General features: G+C 64.9%; 9 protein-coding genes. 6 read left to right on the forward strand and 3 right to left on the reverse strand.

Features of this window, described 5'->3' with window-relative positions:
• The first annotated feature begins 117 nt into the window (after positions 1-117).
• On the forward strand, positions 118-1,512 hold the full coding sequence (locus tag PPA02S_RS11215; protein ID WP_028634687.1) for a class II fumarate hydratase: 1,395 nt from the start codon (positions 118-120) through the stop codon (positions 1,510-1,512).
• A 5-nt stretch (positions 1,513-1,517) separates the two neighbouring features.
• Here the strand turns inward: PPA02S_RS11215 and PPA02S_RS11220 are convergent, their stop codons facing one another.
• A complete protein-coding gene (locus tag PPA02S_RS11220) occupies positions 1,518-2,480 on the reverse strand; it encodes a DMT family transporter (protein WP_028634686.1) in 963 nt (320 codons plus the stop codon).
• Positions 2,481-2,719: 239 nt separating this feature from the next.
• On the reverse strand, positions 2,720-4,213 hold the full coding sequence (gene pap, locus PPA02S_RS11225) for a polyphosphate:AMP phosphotransferase (protein WP_028634685.1): 1,494 nt from the start codon (positions 4,211-4,213) through the stop codon (positions 2,720-2,722).
• Between the two features lie 184 nt (positions 4,214-4,397).
• Between pap and mnmC the strand changes: the two genes are divergently transcribed.
• The 5 genes from mnmC to PPA02S_RS11250 all read left to right on the forward strand — a co-directional run bounded on the left by mnmC (position 4,398) and on the right by PPA02S_RS11250 (position 11,668).
• Positions 4,398-6,368 (forward strand): bifunctional tRNA (5-methylaminomethyl-2-thiouridine)(34)-methyltransferase MnmC2/FAD-dependent 5-carboxymethylaminomethyl-2-thiouridine(34) oxidoreductase MnmC1, encoded by a 1,971-nt coding sequence (mnmC, locus tag PPA02S_RS11230; protein ID WP_028634684.1) that lies wholly within the window; start codon positions 4,398-4,400, stop codon positions 6,366-6,368.
• A gap of 142 nt (positions 6,369-6,510) precedes the next feature.
• The gene (locus tag PPA02S_RS11235) at positions 6,511-8,298 is read left to right on the forward strand and encodes an N-acetylglutaminylglutamine amidotransferase (protein WP_028634683.1); all 1,788 of its coding nucleotides are present in this window, start codon (positions 6,511-6,513) and stop codon (positions 8,296-8,298) included.
• Positions 8,299-8,301: 3 nt separating this feature from the next.
• Entirely contained in the window at positions 8,302-10,047 is a 1,746-nt protein-coding gene (gene ngg, locus PPA02S_RS11240) for an N-acetylglutaminylglutamine synthetase (protein WP_028634682.1), read from the forward strand.
• A gap of 94 nt (positions 10,048-10,141) precedes the next feature.
• Entirely contained in the window at positions 10,142-11,323 is a 1,182-nt protein-coding gene (locus PPA02S_RS11245) for an osmoprotectant NAGGN system M42 family peptidase (protein WP_028634681.1), read from the forward strand.
• 117 nt (positions 11,324-11,440) lie between these two features.
• Positions 11,441-11,668 (forward strand): YheU family protein, encoded by a 228-nt coding sequence (locus PPA02S_RS11250; RefSeq protein WP_028634680.1) that lies wholly within the window; start codon positions 11,441-11,443, stop codon positions 11,666-11,668.
• Positions 11,669-11,672: 4 nt separating this feature from the next.
• On the opposite strand, the gene csrA is transcribed toward PPA02S_RS11250, so the two are convergent.
• A complete protein-coding gene (gene csrA, locus PPA02S_RS11255; protein ID WP_028634679.1) occupies positions 11,673-11,861 on the reverse strand; it encodes a carbon storage regulator CsrA in 189 nt (62 codons plus the stop codon).
• Between the last annotated feature and the right edge of the window lie 115 nt (positions 11,862-11,976).

Genomic DNA, 11,976 nt, shown 5'->3' on the forward strand with positions numbered 1-11,976 from the left:
TAGAGCATTCTGCGCCCGTGACGGCACGCTGCTCAAGGGGCACGACAGACGATTGAACCGCCCGGTCGCATGAGGGCCTAAACTGCTGATTCTGACTGACAAGGGAGTGAATGCAGCATGAGCCGTATCGAGACAGACAGCCTGGGCCCGGTCGAAGTTCCTGAGGACGCCTACTGGGGCGCCCAGACCCAACGCTCGCTGATCAACTTCGCCATTGGCCAGGAGCGCATGCCGCTGGCAGTGCTGCACGCCCTGGCACTGGTCAAGAAAGCGGCCGCGCGGGTGAATGATCGCAATGGCGACCTGCCCGGTGATATCGCGCGCCTGATCGAGCAGGCGGCCGACGAAGTGCTGGGCGGGGAGCACGATGATCAGTTCCCGCTGGTGGTGTGGCAGACCGGCAGCGGCACCCAGAGCAACATGAACGTGAACGAGGTGATTGCCGGGCGTGCCAACGAGCTGGCGGGCCAGGGCCGCGGCGGCAAGGCGCCGGTGCACCCCAACGATCACGTCAACCGCTCGCAAAGCTCCAACGACTGCTTCCCGACGGCCATGCACATTGCAGCGGCCCAGGCGGTGCACGACAAGCTGCTGCCGGCCGTGGCCGAGCTGTCTTCGGGGCTGGCGGAGCTTTCAGCGCGCCACCACCAGCTGGTGAAGACCGGCCGCACGCACATGATGGACGCCACCCCCATTACCTTCGGCCAGGAAGTGTCGGCGTTCGTTGCCCAGCTCGATTATGCCCAACGCGCCATCCGTGCCACCCTGCCAGCGGTTTATGAACTGGCCCAGGGCGGCACGGCGGTGGGCACGGGGTTGAACGCACCGCACGGGTTCGCCGAAGCCATTGCCGCCGAACTGGCTGCGCTGTCCGGGTTGCCGTTCGTGACCGCGCCGAACAAGTTCGCCGCCCTGGCCGGGCACGAGCCGCTGACCAGCCTGGCCGGCAGCCTGAAAACCCTGGCAGTGGCACTGATGAAAATCGCCAACGACCTGCGCCTGCTGGGTTCTGGCCCACGGGCGGGGCTGGCAGAAGTGCGCCTGCCGGCCAACGAGCCGGGCAGTTCGATCATGCCCGGCAAGGTCAACCCGACCCAGTGCGAGGCCCTGTCAATGCTGGCCTGCCAGGTGCTGGGCAACGACGCCACCATCGGTTTTGCCGCCAGCCAGGGCCACCTGCAGTTGAATGTGTTCAAGCCGGTGATCATCCACAACCTGCTGCAGTCGATCGAGTTGCTGGCCGATGGCTGTCGCAACTTCCAGCAGCATTGTGTGGCCGGTATCGAGCCAGATGCCGAGCAGATGGCTGCGCACCTGGAGCGGGGCTTGATGCTGGTCACGGCGCTCAACCCGCACATTGGCTACGACAAGGCTGCAGAAATCGCCAAGAAGGCCTACAACGAGGGCAAGACCCTGCGAGAAGCGGCGCTGGAGCTCAAGTACCTGACCAACGAGCAGTTCGACCAGTGGGTAAGGCCAGAAAACATGCTGGCACCGGGGGGCCGGGGCTGACACGCCTAGCGGGGGTGGTGGGGGGCCAGCCTGCGGGCCCGCCAGCCCGCGACCAGCGAAGGGCCCAGCGCGACCAGGGCCGAGCCCAGCACCACCACCACCGCACCTATGTAACCGAGGGCGTTGATGTCTTCGGCCTGCACGTACGCAGGCCATAACAACGCCGCAACTGCCACGGCAACGAAGGTGACCAGCGGGGTGAGGGCCAGGGTGGCACTCACCCGCGATGCCTCCCAATGGGCCAGTGCTTCGGCAAACGCGCCGTAGGCCACCAGCGTGTTAAGGCAACAGGCCAGCAGCAACCAGCCCTGCACCGGGCTCAACTGCAGGGCCTCCAGCGGGTGAACCCAGGGCGTGAGCAATGCAGCGCAACTGAGGTAGATCACCATCATCACCTGCTGTGAGTTCCAGGTTGCAAGCAGCTGCTTCTGGCTCAACGCATAGAACACCCAGATGCTGGTAGCCAGCACGATGGTAAGTACACCGGTGGTGTAGGTGCCCAGCGACGTCAGCAGTTCATCGAGCCGCTGGTTGAAGAACAACCCGAAACCCGCCAGCAGAATCAGCAGCCCCATGCCCTGCCCCAGGCTGAAACGCTCGCGGAACACGAACACGCTGGCCACCAGCAGCAGCACCGGCCCAAGCTGCACCACCAGTTGCGCCGTGCCTGGGCTCAGCAGTTTCAGCCCGATCAGGTACAGCACGTAGTTGCCCATCAACCCGAATACCGCCACCACCACCAGCCCCCGGCCTTTGCGGCTGAGCTTGCCGAGCGATGGCAGGCGGCGGCGGGCCGACAGCCACGCGCACAGCAGGCCACCGGAGACCAGCAGGCGGTACCAGGTCACGGTCAGCGGGTCCATCACTTGCAGCACCTGCTTGAGCTTGATGGGCAAGATGCCCCACAGCAACGCGGTCAGCAGCGCCAGGAACAGGCCATAGCCCCAGCGGCCGGAAGTGATATGCATGGTGTCCTCGATGATGTCCGTGGTACGGGTATGGGGATTCTAAGGGCTTGGCGGGCCGCTACGGCGGCGTGCGTCGAGAAAAGAATTCATCTGGTCATTCTGTGGCGGCATGATGTGCGGTGCCCGCCAGGCAGGCAGCGCACTGTCGGTATGGCACCGGCTGCGCCGGTGTTCGCGGCTGAAGCCGCTCCTACAGGGGGTGTGGGCTGGACCAACACCCTGTGAGAGCGAGCAGCGAGCTATTTCTTGTGCTTGGCGAACGCGGCTTCGAGCGCTTCATTGACGGTGCGCAGCACCTTCACCCGGGCCCAGCGCTTGTCGTTGGCCTCGATCAGCGTCCAGGGCGCGATCTCGCTGCTGGTGCGGTCCACCATGTCGCCCACGGCCTGGCTGTAATCGTCCCACTTGTCACGGTTGCGCCAGTCGTCCTCGGTGATCTTGTAGCGCTTGAACGGGGTCTGTTCACGTTCCTCGAAGCGCTCCAGCTGCGTCTGGGGGTCGATTGCCAGCCAGAACTTCACCACCACCACGCCGGCATTCACCAACTGCTCTTCGAAGTCGTTGATCTCGCTGTAGGCACGCATCCAGTCGGCCGGGCTGCAGAAGCCTTCCACCCGCTCGACCAGCACCCGGCCGTACCAGGAGCGGTCGAAGATGGTGAACTTGCCCCGGGCCGGGATGTGCCGCCAGAAGCGCCACAGGTATGGCTGGGCGCGCTCTTCTTCAGTGGGTGCGGCGATGGGTACGATACGGTATTGGCGCGGGTCCAGCGCGGCTGCCAGGCGGCGGATGGCGCCGCCCTTGCCGGCGGCATCGTTGCCCTCGAAGGCGGCTACCAGCGCGTGTCGGCGCATGCGCTTGTCGCGCAGCAGGCCGGCCAGGCGCGCCTGCTCGGTCACCAGCTGCTCCTGGTAGTCCGCTTTGTCCAGGCGCAGGGTCAGGTCCAGGGCGCCCAGCAAGCTGCGCTCATCGATGCTGCGGCCCAAGGGCGCAACGTTGCCCTGGTGCTTGCCCTTGGGGTTGTTGGCCAGGGCGGCCTGCAGGCTTTCGAGCAGAATGCGCCCCACCGCCAGGCTGCGGTAGTGGGGGTCTACGCCCTCGACGATGTGCCATGGCGCGTAGTCGCGGCTGGTGCGGCGCAGCACACGCTCGCCAAACCGCACGAAGCGGTCATAGGTGTGCGACTGCTGCCAGTCCAGCGGGCTGATCTTCCAGCTGTGCAACGGGTCGTCCTTCAGGGATTTCAACCGCGCCTTCATCTGCTTCTTGGACAGGTGGAACCAGAACTTGATGATCAGCGCGCCTTCATCGCACAGCATCTGCTCCAGGTGCTCGGCGCCGGTGATGGCCTGGTCCAGCACGGCGTCCTTGAACACCCCATGCACACGGCCCTGCAGCATCTGGCTGTACCAGTTGCCGAAAAACACCCCCATGCGCCCCTTGGGTGGCAATGCCCGCCAGTAGCGCCAGGCCGGTGGCCGCGCCAGCTCTTCGTCGGTTTGCTGGTCGAAGGTGAGCACATCGATCATGCGCGGGTCCATCCACTCGTTCAGCAGCTTGACCGTCTCGCCCTTGCCGGCGCCCTCCACGCCATTGATCAGCACGATGACCGGGAAGCGCGCCTGCTGCTTGAGTTCGTACTGGGCTTCGAGCAGGGCCTCGCGCAAGGCGGGCACCTCGGCGTCGTACGTTTCCTTGTCGATACTGTGGCCGATTTCGGCGGATTCGAACATGCATGGGCTCCTTTGATGGATAACCAAGATTAGCGGAAATCAAGCGGCAGAAGGTCAGCGGCAAGCTGCAACGGGTAAGCGGCAAGCTGCAAGTTGTGAGCTGCAAGCTGCGGGGGTTAGCTGCAAGAAAAGCTTGGTCATGCGAACATCTGCGCTTCTCTTGCAGCTTGCCGCTCAACCAGACATGACCGGAACTACCCTCCTTCAGCACGCCCAGATTGACTGGGATGACCAGGGCCGCCCGCATTCGCGGCAGTACGACGATGTGTACTTTGCCGTTAACGAAGGCATTGATGAAACGCGACACGTGTTTCTCGGACAAACGCGCCTGGCTGAACGTTTCACTGCCTTGGCCGCCCATGAGTGCCTGGTAATCGGCGAAACCGGCTTTGGCACCGGCATGAACTTCTATTGCGCCTGGCAGTTGTTCGAACAGCACGCCACGGCAGGCGCCCGCCTGCACTTCGTCAGTGTCGAAAAGTACCCGCTCAGCCACCACGACATGGCCCGCGCGGTCAGGCTGTGGCCAGAACTGGCAGCCTTTGGCGAGCCGCTGCTGGCGCAGTACGTGGCCGTACACCCGGGTTACCAGCAGTTCACCTTCGCTGAAGGCCGGGTGACCCTCACCTTGCTGGTGGGGGATGTGCTTGAACAACTGCCGCAGCTCGATGCCCAGGTCGATGTGTGGTTCCTGGACGGTTTCGCCCCGGCCAAGAACCCCGACATGTGGACGCCTGAGCTGTTCGCCCAGTTGGCCCGGCTTTCACACCCCGGCACGGTGCTGGGCACCTTCACCACCACCGGGTGGGTTCGGCGCAGCCTGGTGGAGGCCGGGTTTGCCATGAAGAAAGTGCCCGGCATTGGCAAGAAGTGGGAGGTGATGAGTGGCGCCTATGTAGGGCCGGAGGCCGACAGCACGGCACCTTGGTACCGCCGCCCGGCCCCTGCCCCGGGCCCCAGGCAGGCGCTGGTGATTGGCGCCGGGCTGGCGGGCAGCAGCACGGCGGCCAGCCTGGCCCGGCGCGGCTGGCACGTCACGGTGCTGGAGCGCCATGCCGCACCTGCGCAGGAGGCCTCGGGCAACCCGCAAGGGGTGTTGTACCTCAAGCTGTCGGCCCACGGCACCGCACTTTCACAGATGATCGTGGCCGGTTTCGGCTACACCCGCCGCCAACTGGAGCACCTGCAGCGCGGCCAGGATTGGGACGCCTGCGGGGTGCTGCAACTGGCATTCGACGCCCAGGAGGCCGAGCGCCAGCGCAAACTGGCGGCTGCCTTCGACACGGGCCTGCTGCAACCACTCTCGCAAGACCAGGCCCAGGCCATTGCCGGGGTAACGCTGCCGGCAGGCGGCTTGTTCTACCCTGAAGGCGGCTGGGTGCACCCGCCGGCGTTATGCAGGCAGCAGCTGCAACACCCGCGCATCCGCACCATCATCCACCAGGAGGTGGCCGAGCTGCGCAAGGTCGATGGGCTGTGGCAGGCCTGGGGCGGTGAGGGGTTGCTGGCAAGCGCGCCGGTGGTGGTATTGGCAGGTGCCGCGGACGTACGCCACTTCGCGCCCTGTGCAGGCCTGCCGCTCAAGCGCATTCGCGGCCAGGTTACCCGGCTGCCGGCCACGCCAACCAGCCGTGCACTTGGCACGGTGCTGTGTGCAGAAGGCTATGTAGCGCCGCCACGCGGTGATGAACACACCTTGGGCGCCAGTTTCGATTTCCACAGCCAGGACGTGGCACCTACCCTGGAAGAACACCAGGGTAACCTGAAGCTGCTGGACGAGATCTCCACCGACCTGGCCGAGCGGCTGGGCGCCCATACCCTGGATGCAGCGCAACTAAAGGGGCGCGCGGCCTTCCGCTGCACCAGCGCCGATTACCTGCCGATCGTCGGCCCCCTGGCCGACCCCGATTCTTTCGCCGACGCCTATGCCGTGCTGGCACGCGATGCCCGGCAGCAGCCCCAAGTGCCCTGCCCCTGGCTGAACGGCCTGTACGTGAATAGCGGCCACGGATCTCGCGGGCTGATAACCGCACCCTTGAGCGGCGAACTGGTCGCCGCCTGGGTGTGCGGGGAGCCACTGCCATTACCGCGAACAGTGGCCGAAGCCTGCCACCCAAACCGCTTTGCGCTGCGCAAATTGATCCGCGGTAAATGACCAAACTGTGGGTTACACGCCTACCTACGCACCAACCCTTATAACCGATCGTTCTAAAACTCTCATAAGGCACATGGGTCAGTTCCAGAAGGTGCCCTAATCCGGGGCACCCCCTCCCCAACGGAAAAACCGGTAAGGACTTATGTGCGGATTAGCTGGAGAACTGCGTTTCACCCCCCTCGGCCAAGCCCCTCGCCCAGCCGACCTGGCTGCTGTAGAGCGCATCACCCATCACCTGGCGCCACGCGGCCCGGATGCGTGGGGCTTTCATAGCCAGGGGCCGATTGCCCTTGGCCACCGTCGCCTGAAAATCATGGACTTGTCCGACGGCTCTGCCCAGCCGATGGTGGACAACACCCTGGGCCTGTCCTTGGCTTTCAACGGCGCCATCTACAACTTCCCGGAGCTGCGCCAGGAGCTGCTGGACCTGGGCTACAGCTTCTGGTCCGACGGCGACACCGAGGTGTTGCTCAAGGGCTACCACGCCTGGGGCGCGGCCCTGCTGCCAAAACTCAACGGCATGTTCGCCCTGGCCATCTGGGAGCGCGACAACCAGCGGCTGTTCCTGGCCCGTGACCGCCTGGGTGTGAAACCCCTGTACCTGTCGCGTAACGGCGAGCGCCTGCGTTTTGCCTCTACCCTGCCGGCGCTGCTCAAAGGTGGCGATATCGACCCGATGCTCGACCCGGTCGCCCTCAACCACTACCTGAACTTCCATGCCGTGGTACCGGCACCGCGCACGTTGCTGGCCAACGTACAGAAGCTGGAGCCAGGGACCTGGATGCGCGTCGACCGCCACGGTGAGGTAGAACGCCAGACCTGGTGGCAACTGCAGTACGGCCCCAACCCCGACGAGCGTGACCTGGACCTGGAAGGCTGGACCACCCGCGTGCTGGACGCGACCCGCGATGCCGTGGCCATCCGCCAGCGCGCTGCGGTGGACGTCGGTGTGCTGCTGTCTGGCGGCGTAGACTCCAGCCTGCTGGTGGGCTTGCTGCGTGAAGTGGGCGTGGAGGATTTGTCTACCTTCTCTATCGGCTTCGAAGATGCCGGTGGCGAGCGCGGTGACGAGTTCCAGTATTCCGACCTGATCGCCAAGCACTATGGCACCCGCCACCACCAGTTGCGCATTGCCGAACACGAAATCATCGACCAGCTGCCAGCGGCCTTCCGCGCCATGAGCGAGCCGATGGTCAGCCATGACTGCATCGCGTTCTACCTGTTGTCCCGGGAAGTGGCAAAACACTGCAAGGGCGTGCAAAGCGGCCAGGGCGCCGATGAGCTGTTTGCCGGCTACCACTGGTACCCCAAGGTGGATGGCGCCGATGACGCGTTCACGGCTTACCGCGAGGCGTTCTTCGACCGCAGCCATGCCGAGTACCGTGACACGGTGCAGGCGCCCTGGCAGTTGGACAACGACGCGGCCGGTGACTTCGTGCGTGAGCATTTTGCCCGCCCCGGTGCCAGCGCTGCCGTGGACAAGGCCCTGCGCCTGGACAGCACCGTGATGCTGGTGGACGACCCGGTCAAGCGGGTGGACAACATGACCATGGCCTGGGGGCTGGAGGCGCGCACCCCGTTCCTGGACTACCGCCTGGCAGAGCTGTCGGCCCGCATTCCCGGGCGTTTCAAGCTGCCCGATGGCGGCAAGCATGTGCTCAAGCAGGCGGCCCGCCGTGTGATCCCTCACGAGGTGATCGACCGCAAGAAAGGCTACTTCCCCGTGCCTGGCCTGAAGCACCTGGAAGGCGCCACGCTGGGTTGGGTACGTGAATTGCTCACCGACCCCAGCCAGGACCGGGGGTTGTTCAACCCGGCCATGATCGACCGTTTGCTAAGCAACCCCCACGGCCAGCTGACCCCGTTACGCGGCTCCAAGCTCTGGCAGCTGGCCGCGCTGAACCTGTGGCTGACCGAACAAGGACTCTGACCCATGAAAGCCCACGAAACTGCCTATGGCCAGCGCCTGCTGCGCGGCCAGGCGCCCTCGTACGAGCGCCTGCAGGCACGCCTGGCGGGCGATGGCAGCGAGCCTCAACACCAGCCCCGTGCCCTGCACTGCGGCTGGGGCCGGCTACTGATCGGCCACACCTACGCCGACCCGGCCAAGCTCGCAGAAGATCTGTTGGGCGAATGCCGTGGCGAGCGTGATATTGCGCTGTACGTGGCAGCCCCCCAGCAGGTGCTGGCCCATGCCCCGCAGCAGCTGTTTCTTGACCCTTCCGACACCCTGCGCCTGTGGTTTACCGACTACCGCCCGGCGCAACGGGTGTTCCGCGGCTTTCGCGTGCGCCGGGCGCAGAATGACGGCGACTGGCAGGCCATCAATACCCTGTACCAGGCCCGCGGCATGCTGCCCGTCGACCCTGAACTGCTCACCCCCCGCCACCTGGGCGGCCCGGTGTACTGGCTGGCCGAAGACGAAGACAGCGGCGCAATCATTGGCAGCGTGATGGGCCTGAACCACGCCAAGGCCTTCGACGACCCGGAAAACGGCAGCAGCCTGTGGTGCCTGGCCGTCGACCCCCACTGCACCCGCCCCGGGGTGGGTGAAGTGCTGGTGCGTCACCTGATCGAACACTTCATGAGCCGGGGCCTGGCCTACCTGGACCTGTCGGTGCTGCACGACAACCGCCAGGCCAAGCGCCTGTACGAAAAGCTGGGGTTTCGCAACCTGCCCACCTTCGCCGTCAAGCGCAAGAATGGCATCAACGAGCGGCTGTTTCTGGGCCCTGGCCCGCAAGCCGACCTCAACCCCTATGCGCGCATCATCGTCGACGAGGCGCTGCGCCGGGGTGTGGAGGTGCAGGTCGATGACGCGGCGTCGGGCCTATTCACCTTGAGCCTGGGTGGCCGGCGCATCCGCTGCCGGGAATCGCTCAGCGACCTGACCAGCGCCGTGACCATGACCCTGTGCCAAGACAAGCGCCTGACTCAACGGGCGCTGGGTAACGCAGGCTTGCAAGTGCCGGCGCAGCAGTTGGCCGGTAACGCCGATGAAAACCTCGCGTTTCTCGAAGAACACGGCGCGGTGGTGGTAAAGCCGGTAGATGGCGAGCAAGGCCAGGGGGTAGCGGTCAACCTCACCACCTTCGAAGACATCGCCCACGCCGTCGAGCAGGCGCGCCAGTTCGACAGCCGCGTGCTGCTGGAAAGCTTCCACGCTGGCCACGACCTGCGCATTCTGGTGATCGGTTACGAGGTGGTTGCAGCCGCCATTCGCCACCCGGCGCAGGTAACCGGCGATGGCACGCACAGCATCCGCGCATTGATCGAAGCCCAGAGCCGCCGGCGCCAGGCCGCAACCGGTGGTGAAAGCCGCATTCCGCTGGACGATGAAACCGAACGCACGCTCGTAGCGGCAGGCTATGGCTATGACCACGTTCTGCCTGCCGGCCAGCAGCTGGCGGTGCGTCGCACCGCCAACCTGCACACGGGCGGTACCCTGGAGGATGTGACGGCAACGCTGCACCCCGTGCTTGCAGAGGCGGCCGTCAAGGCTGCCCGGGCGTTGGAGATTCCCGTGGTCGGCCTGGATTTCATGGTGCGCGATGCCGCCCAGCCGGACTACGTGATCATCGAGGCCAACGAACGGGCCGGGCTGGCCAACCATGAGCCGCAGCCCACCGCAGAGCGTTTCATCGACCTGCTGTTCCCCCACAGCCGGCCTTTGGGCTGACACACGATACCCAGCGCCGTGAGTGGCGGCCCGAAACCGGCCGCCGCTGCACGAACGCTGACCACTTTTCAAGACCACGACTGGAGGCCAGGACATGTCTGAGCGACATCCCGAACCCGATCTCGAATACCTTAAGCGTGTACTGCTGGAGATGCTTGCCATCCCCAGCCCTACCGGCTTTACCGACACCATCGTGCGTTACGTGGCCGAACGCCTTGACGAGCTGGGCATCCCCTTCGAGCTGACCCGGCGCGGTACCATCCGCGCCACCCTCAAGGGCCGCCAGAGTTCGCCAGACCGTGCGGTATCCGCGCACCTGGACACCATCGGCGCCAGCGTGCGCCAACTGCAGGACAACGGCCGGCTGGCGCTGGCACCGGTGGGCTGCTGGTCCAGCCGTTTTGCCGAAGGCAGCCGGGTGAGTGTGTTTACCGATACCGGTGTGTTCCGTGGCAGCGTACTGCCGCTGATGGCCAGCGGGCATGCGTTCAACACTGCCATCGACCAGATGCCGGTGAGCTGGGAGCACGTGGAAGTACGGCTCGATGCCTATTGCACCACACGGGCAGATTGCGAGGCCCTGGGCGTGAACATTGGCGACTTCGTGGCCTTCGACCCGTTGCCCGAATTCACCGAAAGCGGCCACATCAGTGCCCGCCACCTGGACGACAAGGCCGGTGTGGCGGCATTGCTGGCTGCACTCAAGGCCGTGGTGGAAAGTGGCCGCCAGCCGCTGATCGACTGCCACCCACTGTTCACCATCACCGAGGAAACCGGCTCCGGTGCTGCTGGCGCCCTACCCTGGGACGTCAGTGAGTTCGTGGGTATCGATATCGCCCCTGTGGCCCCGGGGCAGGCCTCCAGCGAGCATGCGGTGAGTGTGGCGATGCAGGATTCGTCGGGGCCCTACGATTACCATTTGTCCCGCCACCTGCTGAAACTGGCCGGTGATCACGAGCTGCCGGTGCGGCGCGACCTGTTCCGCTATTACTTCAGCGATGCCCATTCGGCGGTGACGGCGGGGCACGACATTCGTACGGCACTGGTGGCCTTTGGCTGCGATGCCACACATGGCTACGAGCGTACCCACATCGATAGCCTGGCGGCGTTGAGCCAGTTGCTGTCGGCCTACTTGCTGAGCCCGCCCGTGTTTGCCAGCGATTCCCAGCCGGCCAACGCTTCACTGGAGCGGTTCAGCCACCAGCTGGAACATGATGCGCAGATGGAGAGCGATACGCGAGTGCCGGCGGTGGACAGTTTGGTGGGCAATAAATAAGGTTGGCTGTGGGGGCGGGGGGTGCCCCCCCTATTAAGGCGAGCACCTCCGGCTAACCTCCCCCACAACCGCCCGTTTCGCGTAGCATGCCTACACCGCTCTCAGACACCTCTCACCATGCTGATACCCTACGAACACCTGCAAACCGACACCCTCACCCGTCTGATCGAAGACTTCGTGACCCGCGACGGTACCGACAACGGTGACGACACCCCGCTGGAAACGCGGGTGCTGCGGGTGCGCCAGGCATTGGCCAAAGGCCAGGCCTTCATCCTGTTCGACCCCGAGAGCCAGCAATGCCAATTGCTGGCCAAGCACGACGTGCCGCCCGAACTGCTCGACTAGCCGATCACGCCCTGCCCGCCTTGGCCTGCTGCGCCTCCTTGATGCGCCGATACACCTCGGCACGGTGCACTGGCACTTCACGCGGTGCATCCACACCAAAGCGCACCATGCCGTCCCGGGTTTCGACCACCATGATGCGGATGTCGTCGCCAATCACGATTACTTCACCCACTTCGCGTCCTATCACCAACATGTTCCGGTCCTCCTGCGAAAGGGAAAACCGGAGGGTGCATCGTAGCTATTCAGCTACACAAGACTTCCCCCGCTATTCAGAAGTTGCCGACAAGCTAGGGTAATTTGCCCTACAG

This window comes from Pseudomonas parafulva NBRC 16636 = DSM 17004 (genome assembly GCF_000730645.1).
Taxonomy (GTDB): Bacteria; Pseudomonadota; Gammaproteobacteria; order Pseudomonadales; family Pseudomonadaceae; genus Aquipseudomonas; species Aquipseudomonas parafulva.